This is a genomic window from Pseudomonas sp. NY15181 (assembly GCF_048068055.1).
Classification (GTDB): domain Bacteria; phylum Pseudomonadota; class Gammaproteobacteria; order Pseudomonadales; family Pseudomonadaceae; genus Pseudomonas.
Genome location: NZ_JBLUPT010000003.1, coordinates 73,134 through 98,338, shown reverse-complemented (window position 1 = coordinate 98,338; position 25,205 = coordinate 73,134). Strand labels below are relative to the sequence as shown.

Annotated in this window: 20 protein-coding genes and 1 pseudogene; 9 read left to right on the top strand and 12 right to left on the bottom strand. The window is 66.2% G+C overall.

The window, feature by feature from the left end:
- Positions 1 to 27: 27 nt before the first annotated feature.
- From gabD to ACNFBT_RS08955, 4 genes are all read right to left on the bottom strand, one after another.
- The gene (gabD, locus tag ACNFBT_RS08970) at positions 28 to 1,476 is read right to left on the bottom strand and encodes an NADP-dependent succinate-semialdehyde dehydrogenase (protein WP_416748491.1); all 1,449 of its coding nucleotides are present in this window, start codon (positions 1,474 to 1,476) and stop codon (positions 28 to 30) included.
- A 52-nt stretch (positions 1,477 to 1,528) separates the two neighbouring features.
- Positions 1,529 to 2,650 carry an aromatic ring-hydroxylating oxygenase subunit alpha gene (locus ACNFBT_RS08965; protein WP_416748489.1) on the bottom strand — a complete coding sequence of 374 codons (1,122 nt, stop codon included), beginning with the start codon at positions 2,648 to 2,650 and terminating at the stop codon, positions 1,529 to 1,531.
- 139 nt (positions 2,651 to 2,789) lie between these two features.
- Positions 2,790 to 4,409 carry a BCCT family transporter gene (locus tag ACNFBT_RS08960; protein ID WP_416748487.1) on the bottom strand — a complete coding sequence of 540 codons (1,620 nt, stop codon included), beginning with the start codon at positions 4,407 to 4,409 and terminating at the stop codon, positions 2,790 to 2,792.
- A gap of 233 nt (positions 4,410 to 4,642) precedes the next feature.
- Complete coding sequence (locus ACNFBT_RS08955; protein WP_416748486.1) at positions 4,643 to 5,728, bottom strand: tartrate dehydrogenase; 1,086 nt, start codon at positions 5,726 to 5,728, stop codon at positions 4,643 to 4,645.
- Between the two features lie 102 nt (positions 5,729 to 5,830).
- Here ACNFBT_RS08955 and ACNFBT_RS08950 point away from each other — a divergent pair, with 102 nt between their 5' ends.
- The gene (locus ACNFBT_RS08950) at positions 5,831 to 6,745 is read left to right on the top strand and encodes a LysR substrate-binding domain-containing protein (RefSeq protein WP_416748484.1); all 915 of its coding nucleotides are present in this window, start codon (positions 5,831 to 5,833) and stop codon (positions 6,743 to 6,745) included.
- Positions 6,746 to 7,313: 568 nt separating this feature from the next.
- Here the strand turns inward: ACNFBT_RS08950 and ACNFBT_RS08945 are convergent.
- The gene (locus ACNFBT_RS08945; protein WP_416749439.1) at positions 7,314 to 8,309 is read right to left on the bottom strand and encodes an alpha/beta fold hydrolase; all 996 of its coding nucleotides are present in this window, start codon (positions 8,307 to 8,309) and stop codon (positions 7,314 to 7,316) included.
- Positions 8,310 to 8,497: 188 nt separating this feature from the next.
- Between ACNFBT_RS08945 and ACNFBT_RS08940 the strand changes: the two genes are divergently transcribed.
- Entirely contained in the window at positions 8,498 to 8,935 is a 438-nt protein-coding gene (locus ACNFBT_RS08940) for a hypothetical protein (RefSeq protein WP_416748482.1), read from the top strand.
- Positions 8,936 to 8,984: 49 nt separating this feature from the next.
- Here ACNFBT_RS08940 and ACNFBT_RS08935 read toward each other — a convergent pair.
- Positions 8,985 to 10,058: pseudogene (locus tag ACNFBT_RS08935) on the bottom strand (5-methyltetrahydropteroyltriglutamate--homocysteine S-methyltransferase); the annotation flags it as partial.
- A 124-nt stretch (positions 10,059 to 10,182) separates the two neighbouring features.
- Here ACNFBT_RS08935 and metR point away from each other — a divergent pair.
- A complete protein-coding gene (gene metR, locus ACNFBT_RS08930; RefSeq protein WP_416748480.1) occupies positions 10,183 to 11,103 on the top strand; it encodes a transcriptional regulator MetR in 921 nt (306 codons plus the stop codon).
- 279 nt (positions 11,104 to 11,382) lie between these two features.
- On the opposite strand, the gene ACNFBT_RS08925 is transcribed toward metR, so the two are convergent.
- The 3 genes from ACNFBT_RS08925 to ACNFBT_RS08915 all read right to left on the bottom strand — a co-directional run bounded on the left by ACNFBT_RS08925 (position 11,383) and on the right by ACNFBT_RS08915 (position 14,385).
- A complete protein-coding gene (locus ACNFBT_RS08925) occupies positions 11,383 to 12,027 on the bottom strand; it encodes a glutathione S-transferase family protein (protein WP_416748478.1) in 645 nt (214 codons plus the stop codon).
- 59 nt (positions 12,028 to 12,086) lie between these two features.
- Entirely contained in the window at positions 12,087 to 13,409 is a 1,323-nt protein-coding gene (locus ACNFBT_RS08920; RefSeq protein WP_416748476.1) for an APC family permease, read from the bottom strand.
- Between the two features lie 154 nt (positions 13,410 to 13,563).
- Positions 13,564 to 14,385, bottom strand: a complete 822-nt coding sequence (locus ACNFBT_RS08915; protein WP_416748474.1) for a carbon-nitrogen hydrolase family protein — start codon at positions 14,383 to 14,385, stop codon at positions 13,564 to 13,566.
- A gap of 149 nt (positions 14,386 to 14,534) precedes the next feature.
- Between ACNFBT_RS08915 and ACNFBT_RS08910 the strand changes: the two genes are divergently transcribed.
- The 4 genes from ACNFBT_RS08910 to ACNFBT_RS08895 all read left to right on the top strand — a co-directional run bounded on the left by ACNFBT_RS08910 (position 14,535) and on the right by ACNFBT_RS08895 (position 20,671).
- Entirely contained in the window at positions 14,535 to 15,314 is a 780-nt protein-coding gene (locus ACNFBT_RS08910; protein WP_416748472.1) for a response regulator transcription factor, read from the top strand.
- Positions 15,315 to 15,720: 406 nt separating this feature from the next.
- Entirely contained in the window at positions 15,721 to 17,100 is a 1,380-nt protein-coding gene (locus ACNFBT_RS08905; RefSeq protein ID WP_416748470.1) for an L-serine ammonia-lyase, read from the top strand.
- Positions 17,101 to 17,382: 282 nt separating this feature from the next.
- Complete coding sequence (locus ACNFBT_RS08900) at positions 17,383 to 18,987, top strand: FMN-binding glutamate synthase family protein (protein WP_416748468.1); 1,605 nt, start codon at positions 17,383 to 17,385, stop codon at positions 18,985 to 18,987.
- 142 nt (positions 18,988 to 19,129) lie between these two features.
- The gene (locus ACNFBT_RS08895) at positions 19,130 to 20,671 is read left to right on the top strand and encodes a diguanylate cyclase (protein WP_416748466.1); all 1,542 of its coding nucleotides are present in this window, start codon (positions 19,130 to 19,132) and stop codon (positions 20,669 to 20,671) included.
- A gap of 5 nt (positions 20,672 to 20,676) precedes the next feature.
- Here ACNFBT_RS08895 and ACNFBT_RS08890 read toward each other — a convergent pair whose 3' ends face one another.
- On the bottom strand, positions 20,677 to 21,585 hold the full coding sequence (locus ACNFBT_RS08890; protein ID WP_416748464.1) for a LysR substrate-binding domain-containing protein: 909 nt from the start codon (positions 21,583 to 21,585) through the stop codon (positions 20,677 to 20,679).
- Between the two features lie 114 nt (positions 21,586 to 21,699).
- On the opposite strand from ACNFBT_RS08890, the gene ACNFBT_RS08885 reads away from it, so the two are divergent.
- On the top strand, positions 21,700 to 23,457 hold the full coding sequence (locus tag ACNFBT_RS08885) for an amidohydrolase (protein WP_416748462.1): 1,758 nt from the start codon (positions 21,700 to 21,702) through the stop codon (positions 23,455 to 23,457).
- Between the two features lie 155 nt (positions 23,458 to 23,612).
- Positions 23,613 to 24,356, top strand: coding sequence for a TorF family putative porin (locus tag ACNFBT_RS08880; protein WP_416748460.1), 744 nt, complete (start codon positions 23,613 to 23,615; stop codon positions 24,354 to 24,356).
- Here ACNFBT_RS08880 and ACNFBT_RS08875 read toward each other — a convergent pair.
- Together ACNFBT_RS08875 and ACNFBT_RS08870 are read right to left on the bottom strand one after the other, a co-directional pair.
- Positions 24,353 to 24,745, bottom strand: coding sequence for a DoxX-like family protein (locus ACNFBT_RS08875; protein WP_416748458.1), 393 nt, complete (start codon positions 24,743 to 24,745; stop codon positions 24,353 to 24,355). The two genes, ACNFBT_RS08880 and ACNFBT_RS08875, sit on opposite strands and share 4 nt — an antisense overlap.
- On the bottom strand, positions 24,738 to 25,166 hold the full coding sequence (locus tag ACNFBT_RS08870; RefSeq protein ID WP_416748457.1) for a thiol-disulfide oxidoreductase DCC family protein: 429 nt from the start codon (positions 25,164 to 25,166) through the stop codon (positions 24,738 to 24,740). The genes ACNFBT_RS08875 and ACNFBT_RS08870 overlap by 8 nt, the downstream gene beginning before the upstream one ends.
- Positions 25,167 to 25,205 lie beyond the last annotated feature (39 nt).

Here is a 25,205-nt window from a genome sequence, read left to right as displayed (position 1 = left end):
CGCCGCCCCGGCTATTCCTCGCCCGGCTCACACCGCCAGGCAGAGGTACTTGATTTCCAGGTAGTCCTCGATGCCGTACTTGGAGCCTTCGCGGCCCAAGCCCGACTGCTTGACGCCACCGAAGGGCGCGACCTCGTTGGAGATCAGCCCGGTGTTGACCCCGACCATGCCGTATTCGAGACGCTCGGCGACCCTGAACACGCGGGCCAGGTCGCGGCTGTAGAAGTACGCGGCGAGGCCATAGAGGGTGTCGTTGGCCAGCTCGATCACTTCGGCGTCGGAAGAGAAGCGCACCAGCGCCGCCACCGGGCCGAAGATCTCGTCCTGCAGCAGGTCCATGCCGGGGCGGATGCCGCCGAGCACGGTGGGCTCGAAGAAGTTGCCGCCACGCGCATGGGGTTTGCCGCCCAGCACCAGTTCGGCACCCTTGGCGGTAGCGTCGTCGACCAGGCTCTGCACCTTGGCCACGGCCTTGTCGGTGATCAGCGGACCGATCTGGGTGCCCTGCTCGGCGCCGTGGCCGACCGCCAGTTCACGCACACGCTCGACGAAGCGTGCGGAGAAGCGCTCGTACACCGCGTCATGCACATAGAAGCGGTTGACGCACACGCAGGTCTGCCCGGCATTGCGGTACTTGGCGATCAGCGCGCCTTCCACCGCCGCCTCGATGTCGGCGTCCTCGAAGACAATGAAGGGCGCGTTGCCGCCCAGCTCCAGGGAAACCTTCTTGATGGTCTCGGCGCACTGGCCCATGAGCAGGCGGCCGACCGGCGTGGAGCCGGTGAAGCTGAGCTTGCGCACCAGCGGGTGGCCGGTGAGCTGGGCGCCGATGGCTGGCGCATCGCCGGTGACCACGCTGAGCACGCCCGCCGGCACGCCGGCACGCTCGGCCAGTTCCACCAGCGCCAGTGCGGAGAACGGCGTCTCGTTGGCCGGCTTGATCACCATGGTGCAGCCGGCGGCCAGGGCCGGCGCGGCCTTGCGGGTGATCATCGCCGCCGGGAAGTTCCACGGGGTGATGGCCGCGCAGACGCCGATGCCCTGCTTGATCACCAGCAGGCGCTTGTCCGCCGCCGGGCTGGGAATCACATCGCCATAGATACGCTTGCCTTCTTCGGCGAACCACTCGATGAAGGACGCCGCGTAGCGGATTTCCCCGAGGGCTTCGTGCAGCGGCTTGCCCTGCTCGAAGGTCATCAGGCGGGCCAGGTCTTCTTCGTGTTCGAGCAGCAGTTCGAACCAGCGACGCAGGATCTGCGCACGCTCTTTGGCAGTCTTCGCCCGCCAGCCTTCGAGGGCGGCGTTGGCCGCTTCGATGGCGCGCACCGCTTCGGCGCCGCCCATCAGCGGCACGCTGCCCAGGCGCTCGCCGCTGGCCGGGTCATGCACGTCCAGGCTGCGGCCGTCGTCGGCGTCGCACCAGCGCCCATCGACGTAGGCTTGCTGGCGGAACAGGTTGGAATCGTTGAGTTTCACGCAAGGCACTCCGCGAGAGGCCGCCGACCGCAGGGGCCGGCGGCGAGCTTCATCAGTCGAGGTGGGAGACGGCGATCAGGTTGTGGAAGTGAGCGATACCGTGCTCGCTGATGCCGGAGCGCTCCTTGTCCACCATGATCCGGCCCTGGCCGCGGTAGCCGCGGGACTTCAGGCCCTTCTGCACGCTCTCGACCAGGCGCAGGTCTTCGGGGCGGAAGACTTCGCGGTACCAGTCGATCAGCTTCTGCTGCTCTTCGGTGATGTCCTTGTTGAGGAAGTAGATGTCGTAGTGCTGCAGGGTGGTTTCGGCGTCGACCGGGAACTCGTAGATCACGGTCATGAAATTGGCACCCGGCGGCACGTTGAACATGGTGCACGGCCAGGCCCAGAAGCCGCAGAAGGACGGATCGGAAACGCCCTCGTCGACCTTGAACGACTGCTCGGACGACTTGGCGATGCCGTACTGCAGCGACCAGTTGCCGTGCAGGGTGTGGGTGTACTGGCCGACGTCCACGGAGTCGGCGAAGCTCGGGTGAGCCGGGCCGCAGTGGTAGCACTCCATGTAGTTGTCGACGATGGACTTCCAGTTGGCCGGGGTGTTGCTGACGAAGCGGGCGGCCAGGTGCAGGTCGTCGATCACGCCACAAGCCTGGCGCATGCGCGCTTCCAGGCCCGGCAGTTGCTCTTCGACGCTGCCGGCATTGGGGTCCATGTTGATGAAGATGAAGCCGGCGTACTCTTCGACCTTCACCGGCACCAGGCTGTAATCGCCCTTGTCGAAGGCTTCCACCTGGTCGCAGTTGCGCACGTGGGTCAGTTCGCCGTCGAGCTTGAAGGTCCAGGCGTGGTACGGGCAGGCGATGACGTTCTTGGCGATGCCGCCGGTGCCTTCCAGCAACTGGTGACCGCGGTGCGGGCAGACGTTGTAGAAGGCGCGCAGCACGTCGTCGCGGCCACGGACGACGATGATGCTCTCGCCAATCACTTCGCGGACGATGTAGGCGTTCTTCTGGGCCACTTCGCTGCGGTGGCCCATGCAGATCCAGCTGTGGGCGAAGATCTTTTCCTTCTCGTGCTCGAACACGGCGTCGCTGGTGTAGAACTTCGCCGGGATGGTGTAGGCGTGGTTCGGGTTGTTGCAGAAATCGGCGGGCAGGCGTTCGAAATCGGTCATCTCGTATCTCCAGGCTTCAACGACTCGCGGCGGGGCGGTCGATTTACTTATTGGTTAACTGCAATCTGATGGTTAACAAAACAGGCAAAAAAAAGCCTGCGGGTGGCGCCGCCCAGAGGCGGACGGCGCCACGCAGGAATTACTGGGCCATTGCCTCGGCCAGCGGCTTGCGCAGCGGCACGGGCTCGGCGCTTTCCGGCAGCGCCTCGTCGGCCATGGCGGCGGCCTCCTCCTCGATGCGGTAAGCCGGCACCTTGGAATAGTCCTCCAGCATCCACTTGAGGAAGCCATAGACCTTCACCAGCAGGATCAGGGTGAACGGAATCGCGGTGAGCACCACGGCGGTCTTCATGGTCGACAGCGAGGCCTTGGCGAACAGCATGGCCAGCGGCACCAGGGTCAGGGTGATGGCCCAGAACAGACGGTGGGTCGGGGTCGGGTCGTCGCCTTCTTCCAGGTTGCGGGTGCTGGTGGCGGCCACGGCGTAGGCAGCGGCGTCCATGTGCGAGGCGCAGAACACGGCCATGATGAACAGGTACACGGCGAGGAACACCTTGCCCCACGGCAGGCCGATCAGCAGCGCTTCCACCGCGCTTTCGCCACCCTGCTCGGTGAGGATCTTCGGTACGTCGATGGCGCCGGTGATGAACTGGTGCATGCTGTAGCTTTCCAGCGCGCCGAAGAAGAACCAGCAGCCGAAGCTACCGCCCAGCAGCAGGGCGAACACCACTTCCTTGATCTGCCGGCCACGGGATACGCGGGTCACGAACATCGCCACGCCCGGTGCGTAGGACACCCACCAGAGCCAGTAGAACACCGTCCAGTTGCGGGTGAACGCGCCATCGCCCGCCGGGTCGGTAAACAGGCTCATGTGCACGTAGTTCTGGATCATCAGGCCGATGCCGTTGGCGGTGTTGTTGATAGTGAACTGGGTCGGACCGACCAGCAGCACCACCGCGGCGAACACCAGGGCGCCGTAGCAGACGATCTTGCTCAGCTTCTGCAGGCCGCCGTCGATGCCGATGTAGGAACTCAGGGAGAACAGTACGGCGATCATGCCGATCACCATGACCTGCACGGTGAAGGTGTCCGGGGTGCCGACCAGGCCGGAGAGGCCACGGGTCAGGGTCGAGGCGGTGAGCGCCAAGGACACGGTGAGCGCGCCCATCATGGTCAGCAGGAACACCAGGTCGACCAGGCGGCCGACGGGGCCGGTGGCCTTGAAGCCGGTGACGGCCTCGACGATGGACGCCAGGTTCAGGCCGCTCTTCTTGCGCACGTGGAAGTGATAGGCCATGGCCAGCGAAGCCAGGGCGTAGATCGACCAGGCGCTGATGCCCCAGTGGAAGAACGAGTAGCTGACGCTGTACTCCAGGGCCTCACGGGACTGCGGGACGATGTTCAGGCCGGGCGACTGGTAGTAGTAGGCCCACTCCATCACGCCCCAGTAGAGGGTCGAGGAGCCCATGCCGGCGCAGATGAACATGAATACCCAGGTGGCGGTGGAGTATTCCGGCTTGCCGCTGCCCAGACGGATGTTTCCGTACTTGCTGAAGGCGATGTACAGCACCACCAGCGAACTGCCGAAGATCAGCAACTGGACCGCGGTGCCGAAGGAACGGGTGGAGAACTCGAACAGCTGATTGGCCGCGTGTTCCGCCTCAGCCGGGAAGGCAGCCAGGCCGATCACGGTGAGCAGGACGGCAACCAGGCTCATAGTGATCAGGAATACATCGACCTTTTTATTCTTGTGGGACATCAGGCGTCTCCTGGGACGATTTTATTGTGCTTCACATCCCGCGCAGGCAGGCGATGGGACATGAAGTGCAGCGCTTGGGCAGGTTGACGTTTCTCCTATCTATCAACCACTGGTTAACATAGATCTATTGGTTAACAGTGTGCGGTGGTTTGTCGCGCAACGCAAGAGCAGTCCATCGCCTCATGACAGCGCCACACCCCGTCCAGGGCGGGCGCCGCCATGAAGCGAAGGGATCAGCCGGCGACGATCTCGGCGATGGCCTGGCCGACCGCCTGGGTCGACAGCTTGCCGCCCATGTCGCGGGTCACGTCGCCGTTGGCGATGACCTGCTCAATGGCGCTCAGGATGTCGTCGTGGGCGGCGCGGTAGCGCGCGTCGTCCTGGCCGAGGAACTCCAGCATCAGCGCGCCGGACCAGATCATGGCGATCGGGTTGGCGATGTTCTGGCCGAAGATGTCCGGCGCCGAACCGTGTACCGGCTCGAACAGCGAGGGGAACTTGCGCTCGGGGTTGAGGTTGGCCGACGGCGCGATGCCGATGGTGCCGGCGCAGGCCGGGCCGAGGTCGGAGAGGATGTCGCCGAACAGGTTGGAGGCCACCACCACGTCGAAACGCTCCGGCTGCAGCACGAAGCGCGCGCAGAGGATGTCGATGTGCTGCTTGTCCCACCTGATTTCCGGGTAGTTGGCGGCCATCGCGGCGGTGCGCTCGTCCCAGTAGGGCATGCTCACGGCCATGCCGTTGGACTTGGTCGCCGAGGTGACGTGCTTGCGCTCGCGGGTCTGGGCCACGTCGAAGGCGTACTTGAGGATGCGGTCCACGCCACGGCGGGTGAACACCGACTCCTGCAGCACGAACTCATTCTCGGTGCCTTCGAACATGCGGCCGCCCAGGGAGGAGTACTCGCCCTCGGTGTTCTCGCGGATCACCACGAAGTCGATGTCGCCGGGCTTCTTGTTGGCCAGCGGGCACGGCACGCCGGGGAACAGGCGCACCGGGCGGATGTTCACGTACTGGTCGAACTCGCGGCGGAACTTGAGCAGCGAACCCCACAGGGAGATGTGGTCCGGCACCTTGTCCGGCCAGCCGACGGCGCCGAAGTACAGGGCGTCGAACTGCTGCAGCTGCTCGAACCAGTCGTCCGGCATCATCTTGCCGTGTTCCAGGTAGTAGTCGCAGCTGGCCCACTCGAAGTGTTCGATCTCCAGATTCAGGCCGTGCTTTCGCGCCGCCGCCTGAACCACGCGCAGGCCCTCGGGAAGGACTTCGTGGCCGATACCGTCACCGGGAATGGCAGCGATTCTGTATGTCTTGCTCATGAGGGCACCCTTGCAGATGGGATGGGGAAGAAGTGGCCCTCATGCTATAAGCCGACAAATCAAACATAATCACCACTTCCGTGGATTCTTGGATCACGATTCGTGAACAATCTTCCCAACCTGGAGGACCTGCGGGTCTTCATCCAGGTCGCCCGCCGCTCCAGCTTCGCCAACGCCGCCGCCGAGCTGGGCATGTCCACAGCCTTCGTCAGCAAGCGCATCCGCCTGCTGGAGGAGGACCTCGGCGTGCGCCTGCTGCATCGCACCACTCGTCGGGTATCGGTGAGCGAGGATGGCGAGCGCGTCTACCAGTGGGCGCTGCGCATCCTCGACGCGGTGCAGCGCATGGGTGACGACGTGTCCGCCCTGCACCGCGAACCCAGCGGCCAGCTGCGCATCGCCAGCAGCCTCGGCCTGGGCCGGCGCTTCGTCGCCCCGGCGCTGTCGGAACTGGCGACGCGCCACCCGCAGCTGGATATCCGCCTGGATGTGCAGGACCACCTGGTGGACCTGATCGACGAAGGCTTCGACCTCGACGTGCGAGTAGGCAACGAGATCGACCCGCACCTGATCGCCAAGCCCCTGGCGCGCAACCGCCGGGTGCTCTGTGCCGCCCCCGCCTACCTCGAGCGGCGCGGTACACCGCGCACCCTGGCGGACCTGGCCGGGCACGACTGCCTGGTGATCAAGGAACGCGACCACCCCTTCGGCATCTGGCACCTGCAGGGCCCCAATGGCGAGGAAAACGTGAAGGTGACGGGACCGTTGTCGTCCAACCACGGCGAGGTGGTGCACCAGTGGTGCATCGACGGACGCGGCATCCTGCTGCGCTCCTGGTGGGACGTGCACGACAGCCTGGCCGACGGGCGCCTGCAGCGGGTGCTGCCGGAGTACCAGCAGCCGGCGGACATCTGGGCGGTGTACACCGCGCCGCTGGCCAGTTCGGCCAAGGTGCGGGTCGCGGTGGAGTTTCTCCGGCAGTACTTTGCCGAGCGCTACAGCTTGCCGGAAACGTAACGGTCATAGGCCCCGCGCTTCCCCAGGGCTTTTGATCTCGTAGGAACAACTGTCTTCTTCTGGATAATCCGTGCCTGCGCTCCCCCTCACCCCAACCCTCTCCCCAAGGAGAGGGAGCCGTCCGTGCCGGCTGACACCTCGGTTTGATCCTGCGCCGAACGGTCCCCTCTCCCCCTGGGAGAGGGTTAGGGTGAGGGCCGCCCCGAGTGCAGATGTATCTCGTAGGAACAACTGTCTTCTTCTGGATACTCCGTGCCTGCGCTCCCCCTCACCCCAGCCCTCTCCCCAAGGAGAGGGAGCCATCCGTGCCGGCTGACACCTCGGTTTGATCCTGCGCCGAACGGTCCCCTCTCCCCCAGGGAGAGGGTTAGGGTGAGGGCCGCCCCGAGTGCAGATGTATCTCGTAGGAGCGGACCTTGTCCGCGAAGTGGTCCGATTCACGCCGGGCCGTTCAGGGCGCGCCGGTCGGGACTTCGCGGAGAAGCTCCGCTGCTACGAAAGCCGCCCAGATCCGGAGGAGCGGCTCATGCCTGCGAAGAGCGCCTCTACAGTCTGGCGCTACGCAGGATCAGAGCTGCGCCACGTGCCCGCTACCCTGGTGCGCCCGCAGGTAGGGCAGCACCGCACCGAGCAGGGGTTCCTTGAAGTCTTCCTGGAATCGATGCGCCATGCCGGGGATCAGCTTCAGCTCCGAGCCGCGGATATGCGCCGCCACGTGCACCCCGTGCATCACCGGCAGCAAGGGATCGGCGGTGCCATGGACCACCAGGGTCGGCACATCCAGGCGGTTGAGCAGCTCCACCCGGCTCGGCTCGGCGAGGATCGCCAGCAATTGCCGCTGCACGCCCTCGGGGTTGAAGGCGCGGTCGTAGGAACGCGCCGCCTGTTGCAGCAATTGCAGGCGATCGTCACGCACATCGGGGCTGCCCAGCGCGGCGAGCAGATCGGCCTGTTGCTCAATGGCCTGCTCGCGGCTGGCCGCCTCGCGCCGGGCGAGCAGGCGCAGCAGCGACTCGCTGGGCGCCGGCAGGCCTTCGGCGCCGGAGCTGGTCATCACCAGGGTCAGGCTGATCACCCGGTCCGGCGCAAGGTCGGCGACATGCTGGGCGATCATCCCGCCCATGCTCGCCCCCAGCACATGGGCGCGCTGGATGCGCAAGGCATCGAGCAGGCGCAGCGAATCACCGGCCATGTCGCTCAGGCTGTAGGGCGCGCTCACCGGCAGGCCCAGGCGGTAGCGGATCACTTCATAGGTCAGGTTGCCGGTGGGCGTGGGGATGCGCCAGGCGGACAGGCCGACGTCGCGGTTGTCGTAGCGGATCACCCGGAAGCCTTGCTGGCAGAGCGCCTCGACCACCTCGTCGGGCCAGTGGATCAGCTGGCCACCCAGGCCCATGATCAGCAGCAGCGCCGGGTCCTGCGGACGACCGATGCTCTGGTAAGCCAGGCGCACATCCCCCAGGTCGACCAACTCGGTCGGCACCCTGGCATCGCAACGATCGCCGGCAAAAGAAAGAGAGGGCAGTCCGCACAAAAGGGCGACCGCCAGCAGCAAAGCTCGCATCATGAAAATCCGGAACGCAAAACCCCAGTGAAAGCGGATTCTGATGAATTCCCGTCGCTCGCTCTGCCACAAGTCCGTGACAATTTCATGAAACACGCCGAGCGGTCATGCGCCCGGCATGACGCGGGTCATGGGCGAGCCCGGGCCCACTGGCGAAGATAGCGGCCCCACCCTCGGAACCCGCCGCCATGGCCTACCCGCTCCTGCTCATCCTGCACCTGCTCGCCGCCATCCTGTTCGTCGGCACGGTGTTCTTCGAAGTGCTGATCCTGGAGAGCGTCCGCCACCAGGTACCGGCGCGGGCGATGCGCATGGTGGAAGCAGCCGTCGGGCGGCGCGCCCGGCGCCTGATGCCGTGGGCCATCCTCACCCTGTTCGGCGCCGGCCTGGGCATGCTGCACCTGCGCTACCAGCCGCTGCTGGCCGACCCGCTGGCGTCCACCTTCGCCACCCTGCTCAGCCTCAAGCTGCTGCTGGCCACCAGCGTGCTCGGGCACTTCGCCTTCGCCATGTACTCCTTCCGCAGCGGCCGCATGACCGGCCAGCGCTCGCGGCACATCCACTACAGCGTGTTCGTCCACGTGCTAGCCATCGTGGTGCTGGCCAAGGGCATGTTCTACCTCTGACTCACTCCCGAACGCGCCCTCAGGCGCACTCGCGGCGCTCGATCCCGGCCACTGCAGCGAGCACTTCCGGCGCGGCGGGCTGGTTGATCGCCCGCGCCAGCAGGGCCACCTCGGCGCACTTCTGCGCGGCGGCGACCAGGGAATCGTCCGGAGCGTCCGCCGGGCCTTGCAGCGATGAACAGGATGACGCCACCCACAGCCGCTCACCCAGCCGCTCATGGGCATGGCGCAGCACATCCAGCGCTGACTGCAGATCGTAGCCCCAGTCATTGCCGCCGCTCACCAGGCCCAGGGACAGCACCTTGTAGGACGGCAAGCGGTCGAGGACGGCCTGATACTGCCGCGGCGCGCTCACCAGATCGACGTGCAGACCGTCCAGCGGCAGGCTGGCCGCCAGGCCGAGGTTGTCCTCAAGGCCACCAAAATAGGTGGCGATCAGCTTCTTCAACGGCTCACGCTGGAGCAGGTTGTAGGCACGCTCGAAGGCGTTCCTCCACTCCTGCGGCAGGTCGAGCACCAGGATCGGCTCATCGATCTGCACCCATTCCACGCCCTGGGCGGCGAGGCGCTGGAAGATCTGGCCGTAGACCGGCAGCAGCCGCTCCAGCAGATCGAGCTTGTCGAAGCCGGCGTGCTCGCCCTTGAGCTTGCCCAGCCAGAGGTAAGTCAGCGGGCCGATCAGCACCGGTTTGACGGTATGCCCCAGCGCCAGCGCCTCATCCACCTCCTCGAACAGCTGCTCCCAGCTCAGCTCGAACTGCTGGTCAACGCTGAACTCCGGGACCCAGTAGTGGTGGTTAGTGTCGAACCACTGTGCAGCATGCGCACCGTTACCACCCTCGGCCATTGCGAACAGTGTTTGCAGGGCTGGCTTGCCGCCCTCAGGCATCACGCCGAAGGTCAGCGAGTGGGTCAGCACCGGGTCGTGCCAGGCGAAATCCCCCACCGGCAGCAGGTCGATGCCCGCGTCCTTCTGTACCTGCCAGCGCACGGCGCGCAGATCGCGCCCCACTCGACGCAGGTCGGCTTCGTCCAGCGCGCCTTTGCAGAAAGCGTCCAGCGCCTTCTTCACTTCAGAGGCGTGGCCGATGTGGGGAAAGCCGAGGGTGTGGGCCAATGCCATGGCGAAAAACTCCAAACCAATACGTCAGATGCACCCATTGTCGACAGCCGGCCACTCATGAGACAAACTCAATTCATTCGCGTTGAAATCAAGTTTTCCTCATATTGAGGTCGAGGCCGGCAGCATGCTTGAACTCCGTCACCTGAAAACCCTCCACGCCCTGCGCGAGGCCGACAGCCTCGTGGAGGCGGCCGAGCGCCTGCACCTCACCCAATCCGCCCTCTCCCACCAGTTCAAGGAGCTGGAAGACCGCCTCGGCCTGTCGCTGTTCATCCGCAAGACCAAGCCGGTGCGCTTCACCAGCGCCGGCCTGCGCCTGCTGCAACTGGCCGATAGCGTGCTGCCGCAATTGCGCGGCGCCGAACGCGACCTGGCGCGCCTGGCCGGCGGCACCGCCGGCCGCCTGCACATGGCCATCGAGTGCCACAGCTGCTTCCAGTGGCTGATGCCGACCATCGACCAGTTCCGCGACGCCTGGCCGGAAGTCGAACTCGACCTCGCCTCGGGCTTCTCCTTCGCCCCGCTGCCGGCACTGGCGCGCGGCGACCTGGACCTGGTGGTGACCTCCGACCCGGTGGATCTGGCCGGCATCACCTACGTGCCGCTGTTCACCTACGAGGCGCTGCTGGCGGTGGACAACCACCACGCGCTGGCCGGCAAGTCCTACATAGTCCCGGAAGACCTGGCCAGCCTTACCCTGATCACCTACCCCATCGAGCGCGACCGCCTGGACATCTTCACCCGCTTCCTGGAGCCCGCCGACATCGAGCCGGCACAGGTGCGGACCTCGGAACTGACGGTGATGATGATGCAGCTGGTGGCCTCCGGGCGCGGCGTCTGCAGCCTGCCCAACTGGGCGCTGCACGAATACAGCTCGCGCGGCTACGTCACCGCCAAGCGCCTGGGCGAGAAAGGCCTGTACTGCACGCTGTTCGCCGCGATCCGCGCCGACATGCTGGATGCGCCGTTCATGCGCGACTTCCTGCTGACCGCGAAGGACACCTCCTTCGCCACCCTGGAAGGCGTCAGCGCAGCGAAGAACTGACACGGGTGCCCCGAGGTCGGCCGTGAAAGAAAAAGGGCCCATCCTTGCGAATGGGCCCCGGGGACACAGTTCAATCATCGGCTTATCGTTATTGTCAGGTTGCCGACGCCACGCGATGGGGGAGCGCGGCGTTGGGGCAATCATTGATCAACCGTGCAAACCAGCAAAGAAAGCTACAAGCAAAAAAGAAACTTCCCACATGACTTGAGACCGTTTTCGCAGAATTCGCAGCGGCGTCTCCCCCCGTCCTCACCTGCGGCTACGCCCCTGCCTCTGGCATCAGGGCGTCTTCGCCTCGACGGCCCGCGCATGCTCCGCCGCCCACTGCTCGTCGCGCTCGCGCACGCGGGCGAAAGCCGGCCGCGAGGTGATGAGATCGACGTAGCGCTCGAACACCGGCAGCTTGGGCACCACTCCGAAACCGATGGTCCAGCTCAGCGCCGTGCCCCACAGCACGTCGGCGGCGGTCATGCGGCTGCCCAGCAGGAAGGGTCCGTTTTCCAGTTGCTCGGCGAGGGTGCGCATCACGCTGTCGTAATCGCCGTACGGGCTCATGGCCGGCGGCGCGGGGTCGCGCTTGAGCGCACGATCGAGGATGGCCGGTTCGAAACAGGAGCCGTAGAACACCAGCCAGCGCAGATAGGGACCGCGCAGCGGGTCGTCCAGGGCGGGGGCAAGGCCCGCGCGTGGGAACAGGTCGGCAAGGTAGAGGTAAACCGCGCCCTGCTCGGTCACCAGCGCCTCACCGTGGCGGATCGCCGGAACCTTGCCCAGCGGGTTGATCGCCAGGTAGGCCGGTTTGCGCTGCTCGCCGGCCTTCATGTTGATCAACTCGAGGTCATAGTCGGCACCCAGCTCCTCCAGCAGCACCAGGGTGCCGGTGGAGCGTGTCTGGGGCGAGTGATAGAGAGTGATGCGGGACATGGCGGTGTCTCCTGTGGCGCGCCACTGCATGGAGCCCCCAGCATAGCCCCGCCCGGGCGTCACGCCTCGTCGAAACTCATCTCCGGCGGTTGCTCGCGGAAGCCGGCGGTGATCACCGCCAGGCAGATCACGCCGAGCAGCAGCCAGGTGGCGCCGAGCCAGATCGCCAGGTGGTCGAGGCTGACCATCAGCCACAGGTCAGCGACCAGGCCGATCAGCGGGAACAGCAGGAACAGCACCAGTTCGCGCGGTCCACGGCGATCGGCGTTGAGGTAGTAGTGGAAGATCACCGAGAGGTTCACCAGGCTGAAGGCCAGGAAGGCGCCGAAGTTGATGAACGAGGTGGAGGTGGTGACGTCCATGCGCAGCGCCAGCAGGGCCACCACGCCGCACAGCACGATGCTGTTCACCGGGGTTTCGAAGCGCTGGCTGATGCGGCCGAAGAACGGGCGCGGCAGTACGCCGTCGCGGCCCATGGCGAACAGCAGGCGCGAGGCGCTGGCCTGGGCCGACAGGCCGGAGGTGAACTGGCCGACGATCAGGCCGATGAGGAAGAAGCTGACGAACAGGTCGCCGCCGATGTTGCGGGCAATTTCGTAGGCGGCGGAATCAGCGTTCTGGAATTCCACCGACGGGTGTGCGAGCTGTACGAAATAGCTGGCGGCGATGAAGATGCCGCCGCCAATCAGGGTGATCAGCAGGATGGCGCGCGGAATGGTCTTGCGCGGCTCATGGGTTTCCTCGGTCAGGGTGCTAACCGCGTCGAAGCCCAGGAAGGAGTAGCAGGCGATGGCCGCGCCACCCATGATCAGCGGTAGTTGGGTGCCTTCCTTGAGGAAGGGTTCCAGGGTCCACAGCGGACGGCTGGCGTCGCCCATCACGTAGTGGATCGCAAGGCCCACGAAGGCGATCAGCACGAGGAACTGCACCAGCATCAGCACCCCGTTGATGTTCTTCGCCAGGCGCAGGCCGACCACGTTGATCGCGGTGGTCACGCCGATGAACGCCAGCACCCAGAGCGCCTGGGGCACCGCCGGGAAGGCCGAGTGCAGGTAGGCCGCGCCGATCAGCCAGATGGCCATGGGCAGGAACAGGTAGTCCAGCAGCACGGCCCAGCCGGCGAGGAAGCCCAGTTTCGGGCTGATCGACTTGCGCACGTAGGTGTAGGCGGAACCGGCCACCGGGAAGGCCGCAGCCATGCGTCCGTAGCTGAGCGCGGTGAAGAGCATCGCCACCGAGGCGACCAGGTAGGCCGAGGGCACCACGCCACGGGTGACGTCGGCGAGGATGCCGAAGGTGCCGAGGACGATGATCGGGGTCATGTAGGCGATGCCGAACAGCACCACCGAACCCAGCGACAGGGTTCGTTTCAATTGAGCCATTACTGCTTACTCCGCGTTGTGTTTGTTATGGCAGTGCAGTGGCTTCCGCTCACCCGGAAGCCGACGAGGCTTGGGGAGCCCGTCTTTCTTGGAGGATCGCTGTGGTGGCGCGGCCCTGCGCCTCGGCCCGGAAAAACCGGGCCGGAAGGAAACCTCAGGCCGGAATGATCAGCTCGCGCAGGCCGCCTTCGTGCTCGCGCATTTCGCCCGGCAGGACGAAGCGGCGTTCGGCCAGGTAGCTGTAGTCGCGGCGCGCCTGCGCCAGGCGCTCGAAGTCCAGTTCGACGATCTGCCGGCACTCTTCGCGGCCGGCTTCACAGAGGAGTTGGCCGAAGGGATCGACCACGGCGCTGCCACCGGCGAACACCAGGCCGTCGTCGCCCTTGCCGACGCGGTTGACCATCACCGCGTACGCCTGGTTTTCCATGGCGCGGCCCATGATCGCGGTGCGGTGGGTCGGGCCGTAGGGGTCCATGTTGCCGTTGGTCACGATGACCAGTTCGGCGCCCAGTTGGCCGAGGGCGCGGACGCTTTCCGGGAACTCGATGTCGAAGCAGATCGCGATGCCCACGCGGATGCCGTTCCACAGGCAGGTGGCGTAGCGGTCGCCGGGGGTGAACACGCCGCGGTCCGACGCCCACAGGTGCGTCTTGCGATACTGCAGGACGATGCCTTCGGGGCTGATCAGCAGCGTGGTGTTGTAGAAGCGGCCGTCCGCGGCGGCCTCGGCGAAGCCCACGGCAACGCTGATGTTCTTCTCCCGCGCGGCGCGCTGCACGGCCTGCACGCTGGGGCCGTCGATCGGCTCGGCAATGGCGGCGATGTTGGCCTCGGTGGGGAAGCCGGTCAGCTGGGTCTCGGGGAACACCACCAGTCGGGTGTCCGCTGCGCAGGCGTGGATGGCCTCCAGGGTGCGGGCCAGGTTCCAGGCCACATCGCCATCACGGCCGGCCAGTTGCACGAGTTCGACTTTCATGGGCTTCCTCTGATTCCTGTCTTCCAGTGACCGCGCGCTGCAAAAGGGTCAAACTGCGCACCGCGCCGGCTCAAGGTATCGGTCGAGTATGCCGGCGGCGCCCTCACCGGGTAATTACGCCCGCGTGGTAACCCAACGGGGGTAGAGTCATGGAGCTTTCCCTGCAGGACATTGCCTGGCACCGCTCGGTCGGGCAGCTGATCGAGGCGCTGGACAAGCCGAACTTCTGGACCCTGCTGGTACGCCTGCTGGGCCAGTATGTGCCGTTCGACAGCTGGGTGGTGCTGCTCTTCAGCGAGGGCAGGCCCCAGGTGTTCGCCGAGTGCCCGGGCGAGGACGGCGGGCCGGACCCATTGTTCCAGGACTACCTCAAGGGCCTCTACCTGCTCGATCCCTTCTACATCGCCAGCCGCGAGGCGCCGGGCAGCGGACTGTTCCGCCTGGACGACGTGGCGCCGGAGATGTTCGAGCAGACCGACTACTACCAGCGCTACTTCAGCCTCAACGTGGTGGCCGACGAAGTGCAGATCAACGTGCAGCTCGATGGCGAGCGCACCCTGTGCTGTTCGGTGGGCAGCAAGGGCCGCTTCAGCCCGGAGCAGATCGCCCTGCTGGGCCTGGTGCAGCCCTGGGTGGCCGGGTTGATGCGCCAGCGCATGACTTTCGAATGCGAAGTCCAGGAAGCGCCGCCACCGCCGCGCTGGCAGAACCGCCTGGAAGCCACCGCGCAGCAGGTGGAAACGCCGCTCACTGCCCGCGAACTGGAAGTCGGCCGGCTGATGCTCAGCGGCTGCTCCAGCAAGGAAATCGCCCGCAAGCTGGCCATTTCCGCCGAGACGGTGAAGGTCCACCGCAAGCACATGTATGCCAAGCTGGGCATCAAGTCGCAGTCGGAGTTGTTCTCATTGTTCCTGCAGGCGCAGGGGTGACGCCGCGCCTCGTGCTTTCGTAGGAGCGGACTCTGTCCGCGATGCTGATTGGGGATTGGTGTCCTGCGCCGCTTCGGCGTGTACTGGGACTTTTTGTTTCGCCCCCTCGGGCGACCTACTTTGCCAAACGACGCAAAGTAGGCAAAAGTCTCTGCCCCTGCATCCGGGTCCCGCTTCGCGGGACTTCCCTCGCTCCATCGGCCTCCTGAAGGGGCGTTCCGGTGCGCGCTGGAGTTTCTCTGGAAATCTTCAGTGCCAAGCAAAAGCACAGCGTCTTGCTCCAAGCTGCTTCTGCTCTCGTAGGAGTGGGCCATGCCCGCGATTCGCACAAAACCACCGGCCGTCGAGCGGCCGGTGAGCATCCGCGCCGTTGCGGGTCCATGCTTGAGGACAGGAGGAATTCCCCATGAGCCTCAGCGTTTTCGACATGTTCAAGCCCGGCGTCGGGCCGTCCAGCTCCCACACCGTGGGGCCGATGCGCGCCACCCGCGAGTTCGTCGACCGCCTGCGGACGGACGGCCTGCTGGAACGGGTCGCAGCCATCGAGGTGCACCTCTACGGTTCCCTCAGCGCCACCGGCAAGGGCCACGCCACCGACCGCGCCTGCCTGATCGGCCTGCTCGGCATCGACCCGGCGGAAGCCGACCCGGCCGCGCTGGCGCCACAGGTGGACGACATCCTGCGGCGCCATCGCCTGCGCCTGGGCGGCGTGCGGGAAATCGACTTCGACCCGGCGCAGCAACTGGTCTTCCACGACGACAGCCTGCCCTCCCACCCCAACGGTCTGCACCTGCGGGCACTGGCGGCGAATGGCGAGCTGCTGGCCGAGCGCATCTGCTACTCCGTGGGCGGTGGTTTCGTGGTGGACCAGGCCGACTTCAACACCGACCGCGCCCTGCCCGACAGCCCCATGCCCCACCCCTTCCATAGCGCCGAGGAACTGCTGCGCCTGTGCCACCAGCACGACTTCAAGCGCATCAGCGACCTGATGTGGGCCAACGAACTCGCCGTGCGCAGCGAGGCGGAAATCCACGCCGGCCTTGCGCATATCTGGGAGGAAATGCAGGCCTGCGTGCGCCGTGGACTGGAAACCGAAGGCATCCTCCCCGGCGGGCTCAAGGTGCGCCGTCGCGCGCCCATGCTCTACCGCCGGCTGAACGAAGCCGACAGCGGCAACCTGATCGCCAGCACCCTCGGCGCGATGGACTGGGTGGACCTCTGGGCACTGGCGGTGAACGAGGAGAACGCCGCCGGCGGACGGGTGGTGACCGCCCCCACCAATGGCGCCGCCGGCATCGTCCCGGCGGTGCTGCACTTCTACGCCCGCTACGACACCCAGGCCAGCACGGACGCCATCGAGCGCTACCTGCTCACCGCCGCCGCCATCGGCATCCTGTGCAAACTCAACGCCTCGATCTCCGGCGCCGAAGTAGGCTGCCAGGGCGAAGTGGGCTCGGCCTGCGCCATGGCCGCCGGCGGCCTGGCGGAAGTCCTCGGCGGCAGCCTGGAGCAGGTGGAGAACGCCGCCGAGATCGGCCTGGAGCATAACCTCGGACTGACCTGCGACCCGGTGGCCGGGCTGGTGCAGGTGCCCTGCATCGAGCGCAACGCCATGGCCTCGCTCAAGGCCATCAACGCCGCCCAACTGGCCCTGCGCGGCGACGGCCAGCATCTGGTCAGCCTGGACAAGGCCATCGACACCCTGCGCGACACCGGGCGCGACATGATGGACAAGTACAAGGAGACCTCGAAGGGTGGACTGGCGGTGAATGTGATCGCCTGTTAGTTGGGCAGGGTGCGGTTCGCGAGCAAGCTCGCTCCTATGAAGAGCACGCGCCCTGCCCCATTTCTTGCACCGTCGGAGACAAGCTTTCTCACCCTCGGAGAAAATCGTTAGCTAGCTTTCTTTTTTTCCGTCTTCGGACTAACGTCGGTCCACCAACACTCGAAATATTCCGAAAGCAGGCCGCATTGCGCTTCACCCAGGCGCATTCGTGCAACGAATGCCATGCTCTAGCGGTCCTTTCGATTCACCCTTACCGTGTTCAGCCCGACGACTGGAGACTCCATGAACCTGTCGCTCTTAAGCCGTTATGCCTTCTTTACCGCGTGTGTCCTGTTCACCCTGATCAGCCTGCCGTTCCTCGGCGACGTCTGGCCACTGACCCTACTGACCTTCGCCCTCAGCGTGCTGGGCGTCTTCGACCTGCTGCAGGAGCGCCACGCCGTACGGCGCAACTACCCGATCCTGGGCAACATCCGCTACCTGGTGGAAGGCATCCGCCCGGAAATCCGCCAGTACCTGCTCGAGGGCGACAACGATGCCCTGCCCTTCTCCCGCGCCCAGCGTGCGCTGGTGTACTCGCGGGCGAAGAACGAGAGTGCCGACAAACCCTTCGGCACCCTGATCGACGTCTACCAGTCGGGCTTCGAATTCATCGCCCACTCCATCCGCCCGGCGCCGGTGTCCGATCCCCGCACCTTCCGCGTCGACGTCGGCGGCCCGGAGTGCAAGCAGCCCTACTCCATCTCGGTATTCAACATCTCGGCGATGAGCTTCGGCTCCCTCAGCGCCAACGCCATCCGCGCGCTGAACAAGGGCGCGAAGATGGGCAACTTCATCCATGACACCGGCGAAGGCAGCATCAGCCCCTACCACCGCGAGTACGGCGGCGACCTGACCTGGGAGCTGGGCAGCGGCTACTTCGGCTGCCGCACGCCGGACGGCCACTTCGACCCGGAGCGCTTCGCCAAGCAGGCGGTCGACCCGCAGGTGAAGATGATCGAAATCAAGCTCAGCCAGGGCGCCAAGCCCGGCCACGGCGGCATCCTGCCCAAACACAAGGTGACTCCGGAAATCGCTTCCACCCGTGGCGTGCCAATGGGACAGGACTGCATTTCGCCCTCCTCCCACAGCGCCTTCAGCACCCCCAAGGAGCTGCTCGACTTCATCGTCAAACTGCGTGAACTCTCCGGCGGCAAGCCGGTGGGCTTCAAGCTGTGCATCGGCCATCCGTGGGAGTTCATGGGCATCGCCCGGGCCATGCACGAGACCGGCATCCTCCCCGACTTCATCGTGGTCGATGGCAAGGAAGGCGGCACGGGCGCTGCGCCCCTGGAGTTCACCGACCACATGGGCCTGCCGATGCGCGAAGGCCTGCTGTTCGTGCACAACACCCTGGTCGGCCTGGGCCTGCGCGACAAGATCCGCATCGGCGCCAGCGGCAAGATCGTCAGCGCCTTCGACATCGCCAGCGTGCTGGCCATGGGCGCCGACTGGGCCAACTCGGCGCGCGGCTTCATGTTCGCCATCGGCTGCATCCAGTCGCAGAGCTGCCACACCAACAAGTGCCCGACCGGCGTGGCCACCCAGGACCCGCTGCGCCAGCGCGCCCTGGTGGTGCCGGACAAGGCCGAGCGGGTACTCAACTTCCACCACAACACCTTGAAGGGCCTGGCCGAAATGATCGCCGCCGCCGGCCTGCAACATCCCTCGCAGCTGGAGGCCAAGCACCTGGTGCGCCGCGTCTCGGCCACCGAGATCCGCCTGTTCTCCCACCTGCACTACTTCCTCAAGCCCGGCGAACTGCTCTCGGGCAACATCGAGGGCGAGTTCTACGAGCGCATCTGGCGCATGGCCCGCAGCGACAGCTTCGAGGCGGCCGCCGGCTGAGTCACGAAGACGGTCTCGTCCCGGAGCGCACTGCGGGAATCACGCAGCCGGGCCGGGACCGGCGCACCACCCTTAACGGCAACTGACAAGACGCCGGCCGCACTGGCAGAATCCACGGCAACCCACATGGAGGCTGGTGGCCGTGGAAACCCTGTACTTCTCGCCGATGCTGCTCGGCCTCAATCTGATGCTCGCCAGCGCCATCGCCTGCACCGGCCTCTGGTACTTCGCCCGCCCCTACCGCGGCCCCGGCCTGTGGATGAGCGGTGCCTGGACGCTGATCCTCGGCATCCTGCTGTTCATGGGCTTCATGGCCAGCGGCAGCAAGCTGCTGAACATTCTCGGCAACGCCCTGCAACTGGCCGGCGAGGCGACCCTGCTGCTGGGCGTGTACCGCTTCCTCGGCCTGCCGCCGCCCTGGTGGACGGTCCCGGCCAGCGCCGGGGCGATGTCCCTGGCGCTGAGCTGGCACTGGTGGCGGGCGCCGATCAACTCCGAATACCTGATCGCCATCTACGCCACCATCGGCGGCCTGCTGCCGATCCAGGCGTGCCAGGCTTTGCTGCGTGCGCCGGGCGAAAGCGAGCTGCGCGGCGTGCGTCACTTCGTGGCCGCGGCGCTCGGCGGCTATGCACTGGTCACCCTGGCCCGCGCCGGCATCGGGCTGCACGATGGCCTGCTGGGCATCGAGCATGCCGATGTCACTCGCTCCTTCAGCTACCTGCTGCCTTACAACTTCGGCATTCCGCTGTGGGTCATCGCCCTGGTGGGCATGGCGCTGATGACCATGCGCCACATCCTCGCCGACAGCCAGCGCCACGCCCGCGAAGCCGCCGCCAGCGCCGAGCGCTTCGAGCGCCTGATGCAGGTCGCCAACGCCGGCATGCTGGTGCTGCGTGAAGGGCGCGTGGTGGATGCCAACCCGATGCTCGAGCGCATGCTGCTCTGGCCCCGCGAGCGCCTGCTCGGCCAGCCCTTCGGCGAACTGTTCGTCAGCGAGGCCCGGAGCGACCTGCAGGGGCTGCTGGCCAGCGCCGACGGCAAGCCCCATGACATCCTCGCCATGCGCGACGACGGCAGCACCTTCGCCGCCGAACTGAGCATCGAGCGCCTGGCCGACGGCCAGCAGCAGGTGGCGGAAATCCGCGACGTCAGCCACCACAAGGCGCTGGAAAACCAGCTGCGCCAACTGGCCACCCTCGACCCGCTGACCAACGCCCTGAATCGCCGCGCCTTCCAGGCCCAGGCCGAGCGCGAGCTGGCGCGCAGCGCGCGCTATGGCACGCCGCTGAGCCTGGCGGTGCTGGACCTCGACCACTTCAAGCGCATCAACGACCAGCACGGCCATGCCGTCGGCGACCTGGTGCTCTGCCGCTTCAGCGAGCTCTGCCGGCAGCAGGCACGCAGCACCGACCTGTTCGCCCGCTTCGGCGGCGAGGAGTTCGTGTTCCTCCTGCCCAACACCGAGGCCGACGCCGCCCGGCACTTCCTCGAACGGCTGCGGGAAAACCTGCAGGACCTCAGCCTCGAGGTCGAGGGCGGTGTGCTGCGGGTCAGCGTCAGCATCGGCCTGGTGTCGGTGGACACGGCCTGCGGGCTGGCCCAGCTGCTCGAGCGGGCCGACCGCGCGCTGTACCGGGCCAAGGCCAATGGCCGCAACCGGGTGGAGTGCACCCAGGGCTGATCGCCTCAGAGGATGCCGTTGTTGCTCAGCGCCTCGCGCAGGTGTTCGATGAAGGCGTGGATCTTGCGCGTGGCGCGGCGGTTGCTCGGGTACACCGCGAGAATCTGCGTGCCGAAGGTGTCCGGCTCGAAGTAGAACTCATCCAGCACCGTGACCAGCCGCCCGGAGCGCAGATGCTCCAGCACGCTCCAGCGCGGGCACGGCAACAGGCCGTGCCCGCCCAGGCAGGCGGAGAGCAGCACCGCCTGGTTGTCGCTGCTCAGGCGGCCGTGGCGCGGCGTCGAAAAACGCTCGCCGCCCAGGTCGAACCACCAGCGCTCCTCCAGCGCCGGATGGCGATAGATCAGGCAATCGTGCTCGATGACCTCGCGCGGGTGCCGGGGCGTACCGCGCCGCGCCAGATACGCGGGACTGGCGCAGACCACCAGGCGGCTGCCGGCCAGGGGCTGGGCGATCAGCCCCGGCAGGTCGCTGTTGCCCATGCGCAGCGCGAGGTCGTAGCGACCGTCGAGCAGGTCGAGGTAGCTGTCGGAGAGGTCCACCTGCAGGCGCACGTCCGGATGCAGGGCGAGGAAGTCCGCGCAGGCCTGGTCGAGGAAGGCCGGGCCGAACACCAACGGCGCGGTGATCCGCAGCACACCGCGCAGGCTGTGCTGCAACTGGGCGATCTCTTCGGTGGTCTCGCGCATGCGCTCCAGCACTTCGCGGGCGCCGTCCAGGTAGAGCTGGCCGGCCTCGGTCAGCGACATGCTGCGCGTGGTGCGCTCGAACAGCCGTGCGCCCAGCTCGCCTTCCAGCAGGCCGATGGCCTTGGTCACCGCTGAAGGGGTCTTGCCGAGGCGCTCGGCGGCGCGGCTGAAACTGCCGGTTTCGGCACTGGCGACGAACATCTCGAGGCTGCTGAACTTGTCCATATTCGTTCCAAACGTTCACAAGTGTTATGAGCGATAGCGCCTTTCGGGCCGCCGGCCGCCTCGATAGCCTCTTGCGCAGACCAATAAAAATCAACCGGCACGCAAGGTAACCTCATGCATACGTGGCTCAAAGGCGCACTGGCAGTAGCGATCGCGCTCAGTACTTTGGAAGCACAGGCACAGAACGCGGACCTGATCCTGCTCAACGGCAAGGTCTTCACCGCCGAGCCCGGCCAGGCACTGCAACAGGCGGTCGCGGTGGCGGACGGCAAGGTCCTGAAAGTGGGTTCCAACGACGAAATCCGCGCCCTGGGCGATGCCAAGAGCAAGGTCGTCGACCTGGGCGGCAAGGTGCTGATGCCCGGCTTCGTCGACAGCCACTCGCACTCCGTCTTCGGTGGCCTGGAGCTGATCTCCGCCAGCCTGGTGGACGAGCAGATGGACCTCGACGCGTTCATGAAGCGCCTGGAGCAGGACCGCGACAGCGGCAAGGCGCGGGTCGGCGACATCGTGGTGATGAACGGCATGCACTCCAGCTATTGGTCCCAGGCCGACGGCCTGGCCAAGCGCCTGAACCACGGCGAGTGGGCCAAGGTGCCGGTGGTACTGGCCGGCAGCGACCACCACACCGCCTGGGCCAACGCCGCCATGCTCAAGCGCGCCGGGCTCGACGCGAAACGCCTGCGCACCCTGAGCAAGCTGGAACAGCAGAACATCGCCCACGACAAGAACTTCAACCCCACCGGCTTCGTCGTCGACTCCGGTTTCGACCTGGTCGCCGCCGCCATGCCGGCCGCCGACGCCAAGACCATGGATCGCGCGGGCCAGGCCGCCGTGAAGTACAACAACAGCTTCGGCATCACCGCCTGGATGGACCCGGCCGCCAACGGCAGCCCGGGTGAAGCGGTGTTCAACATCAAGCCCACCGAGAAGTCGGTCGGCGTACTGCCGGTGTACCGCAACCTGTCCCAGAACGGCCAGCTCACCGCCCACGTCGCGGCGCTGCAGGTAGTCAATCCGAAGAGCACCCCGGCCGATCTCGACGTGATCGAAAAGGTTCGCCAACAGTTCCAGGGCATCCCCAACCTGACGCTGCCGGGCATCAAGGTGTTCGCCGATGGCGTGATCGAGTTCCCGGCGCAGTCCGCCGCCCTGCTGGAGGACTACAAGAACAGCCACAAGCCCGGCGAACTGCTGATCGATCCGAAGCACTTCGGCGAGCTGGTCAGCGCCGCCGACGCCCGTGGCTGGCTGGTGCACATCCACGCCATCGGCGACCGCGCGGTGCGCGAATCGCTCAACGGCATCGAGCAGGCGCGCAAGGACCGCCAGAGCGGCATCACCCACTCGATCACCCACCTGCAGCTGGTCACCCCGCAGGATTACCCGCGCTTCAAGCAACTGGGCGTGATCGCCTCGATGCAGCTGGACTGGGCCGCCGCCGAACCCTACACCGTCGAACTGGTGAAGCCCTACATCGGCGATGACGAATACCGCGGCATGTACCCGGCCAAGTCCCTGCTGGACAACGGCGCCACCATCGCCGGCGCCAGCGACTGGCCGGTGTCCACCCCGGACCCGCTGAAAGCCATCTACCAGGCCGTCACCCGCAAGGGCGAGCTGGGCGTGCTCAACGCCGAGCAGCGCGTCGACCGCGAAACCATGTTCTATGCCTACACCCGCAATGCCGCGCAGACCATCGGCATGAGCCAGACGATCGGCACCCTCGCCCCCGGCAAGCAGGCCGACATGGTCGTTCTCGACCGTGACGTGTTCAGCGTGCCGGACGAGCAACTGGCCGAAGCCCGCGTGCTGCACACCCTGTTCGAAGGTCGCGAAGTCTACCGCGCCGACGACGCTCCGGCTCTCTGACCGAGTCGGGCTCCTGCGCCGGGGCCTGAACACCCCTGGCGCCCTGCCCGCCAGCCCAGCCTTCTCTTCCGCTCCCTCGGCGACGGGGAGAGCACTGGCGCTGCGCGGGCCTTTTCGCACTGCCCCACACACAATCACAACAAAGGGACATCCGCATGAACCGCCCCCAATGGCTCATCGGTGCGTTGCTCACCTGCGCGCCGCTCACCACCACCCTGGCCGTGGAACTCAACCAGGACTTCCTCCTGCAGATCGATACCGCGCTGGTCAGCGACTATCGCACCCGCGGCATCTCGCAGACCCAGGGCGACCCGGCCGCCCAGTTCGGCCTCACCCTGCAGCACATAAGCGGCCTGTACCTTGGCTCCTGGACCTCCAACGTCGACTACGGCTACGGCTACGACACCCGCCAGGAAGTGGACTACTACGCCGGCTGGTACTGGCAGGCCAACGATGACGTGGCCCTGGACCTGGGCTACGTCAAGTACACCTATCCCAAGTCGAGCCAGTTCAACCAGAGCGACACGTACGCCATCCTCCACGCCTACGGCTTCGAGGCGGGGGTCTACTACGGCAACGACTATCCCAACTACTTCGGCGACAAGAACAGCAACCTCTACACCTACCTGGCCTACAACGCCGAACTGCCGGCCGAGTTCAAGCTGCGCACGCGCTTCGGCCACAACGACGCCAAGGACCCGATCTACCTGTCCGGCAGCGGCGACACCCGCGACGGCTACAACGAATGGGAGGTCAAGCTGAGCCATGAACTGGTGGGGCTGGACTGGTCGCTGAGCTATGTCGACACCGACCTTTCGCAGAACGAGTGCTTCAACAACCAGGGTTACAAGGACCTCTGCACCGCCACCGTGGTAGCGGGCGTCTCCAAGACCTTCTAACGCAGGGCGTTCGGGCGGGGCGGCCGCGCGCCCCGCTCGCCCTGCAGGGCGATCAGGCACAGCGCCAGCGCGGCGATATTGGTGGTGACCGGATTGAAGGCGCCCAGCAGCAGCGCCGGCGAGAACAGCGCCACGTCCACCAGCAAGGCCAGCAGGGCCACACTGGCAAGCCACAAGGGCCAGCGGCTGCGACGCAACAAGAGGATGGCGAGCCCCAGGACCACTTCCGAGGCGCCTGCCACCTGGGCGATGCGCAGGGTCGACAGCGGCCAGTCGTGGGCCTCGATCATGCGCACTTCGTCGGGACTCAGGAACAGCAGCTTCGGCACCAGCCCGTGGTAGAGGAACACCACGCCCAGCGCCAGACGCGCGATGGCGGCGCTAGCCATTGCCCAGGAAGCGCCCTCGGTATTCCGGCGAGGGCACCAGGCAGCGGTCCTCGCGACCGAACAGGCGGTAGCGGTTGAGGGCGATACGGTCATACAGCGCGTCGCGCCAGGACATGGGCACCAGCCACAGGACCCGCAACCAGTTCCACGGCGCCGGCAGCTGGCCGATCACCCGCAGGAAGGCCTCGCTGCGGTCGTAGCCGCAGTGGCCGTCGATGTACAGCATGGTGTCGAAATAGTCGGTCGGCAGCCCGAACCAGTCGAGGATCGCCTGGCCTTCCGCCGACTGCACGCTGCACAGCTTCATGCGCTGCTCGCGGTCATGGCGCAGCAGGAAGCGGCTCCAGCCGTTGCACAGGCGGCAGGCGCCGTCGAACAGCACTACTTTGTCACCGGGAAGCATGTTGGGGGGCAGCGGCATGGCTTCGTCTCCAGAACCCTGGTCCGCACACTCTGCCCG

Excerpts from the sequence above, each read along its gene's own strand:
- ACNFBT_RS08965 (WP_416748489.1), bottom strand. The coding sequence starts at position 2,650 with ATGACCGATTTCGAACGCCTGCCCGCCGATTTCTGCAACAACCCGAAC.
- ACNFBT_RS08960 (WP_416748487.1), bottom strand. The coding sequence starts at position 4,409 with ATGTCCCACAAGAATAAAAAGGTCGATGTATTCCTGATCACTATGAGC.
- ACNFBT_RS08955 (WP_416748486.1), bottom strand. The coding sequence starts at position 5,728 with ATGAGCAAGACATACAGAATCGCTGCCATTCCCGGTGACGGTATCGGC.
- ACNFBT_RS08945 (WP_416749439.1), bottom strand. The coding sequence starts at position 8,309 with ATGCGAGCTTTGCTGCTGGCGGTCGCCCTTTTGTGCGGACTGCCCTCT.
- ACNFBT_RS08940 (WP_416748482.1), top strand. The coding sequence starts at position 8,498 with ATGGCCTACCCGCTCCTGCTCATCCTGCACCTGCTCGCCGCCATCCTG.
- metR (WP_416748480.1), top strand. The coding sequence starts at position 10,183 with ATGCTTGAACTCCGTCACCTGAAAACCCTCCACGCCCTGCGCGAGGCC.
- ACNFBT_RS08925 (WP_416748478.1), bottom strand. The coding sequence starts at position 12,027 with ATGTCCCGCATCACTCTCTATCACTCGCCCCAGACACGCTCCACCGGC.
- ACNFBT_RS08920 (WP_416748476.1), bottom strand. The coding sequence starts at position 13,409 with ATGGCTCAATTGAAACGAACCCTGTCGCTGGGTTCGGTGGTGCTGTTC.
- ACNFBT_RS08915 (WP_416748474.1), bottom strand. The coding sequence starts at position 14,385 with ATGAAAGTCGAACTCGTGCAACTGGCCGGCCGTGATGGCGATGTGGCC.
- ACNFBT_RS08910 (WP_416748472.1), top strand. The coding sequence starts at position 14,535 with ATGGAGCTTTCCCTGCAGGACATTGCCTGGCACCGCTCGGTCGGGCAG.
- ACNFBT_RS08905 (WP_416748470.1), top strand. The coding sequence starts at position 15,721 with ATGAGCCTCAGCGTTTTCGACATGTTCAAGCCCGGCGTCGGGCCGTCC.
- ACNFBT_RS08900 (WP_416748468.1), top strand. The coding sequence starts at position 17,383 with ATGAACCTGTCGCTCTTAAGCCGTTATGCCTTCTTTACCGCGTGTGTC.
- ACNFBT_RS08890 (WP_416748464.1), bottom strand. The coding sequence starts at position 21,585 with ATGGACAAGTTCAGCAGCCTCGAGATGTTCGTCGCCAGTGCCGAAACC.
- ACNFBT_RS08885 (WP_416748462.1), top strand. The coding sequence starts at position 21,700 with ATGCATACGTGGCTCAAAGGCGCACTGGCAGTAGCGATCGCGCTCAGT.
- ACNFBT_RS08880 (WP_416748460.1), top strand. The coding sequence starts at position 23,613 with ATGAACCGCCCCCAATGGCTCATCGGTGCGTTGCTCACCTGCGCGCCG.
- ACNFBT_RS08875 (WP_416748458.1), bottom strand. The coding sequence starts at position 24,745 with ATGGCTAGCGCCGCCATCGCGCGTCTGGCGCTGGGCGTGGTGTTCCTC.
- ACNFBT_RS08870 (WP_416748457.1), bottom strand. The coding sequence starts at position 25,166 with ATGCCGCTGCCCCCCAACATGCTTCCCGGTGACAAAGTAGTGCTGTTC.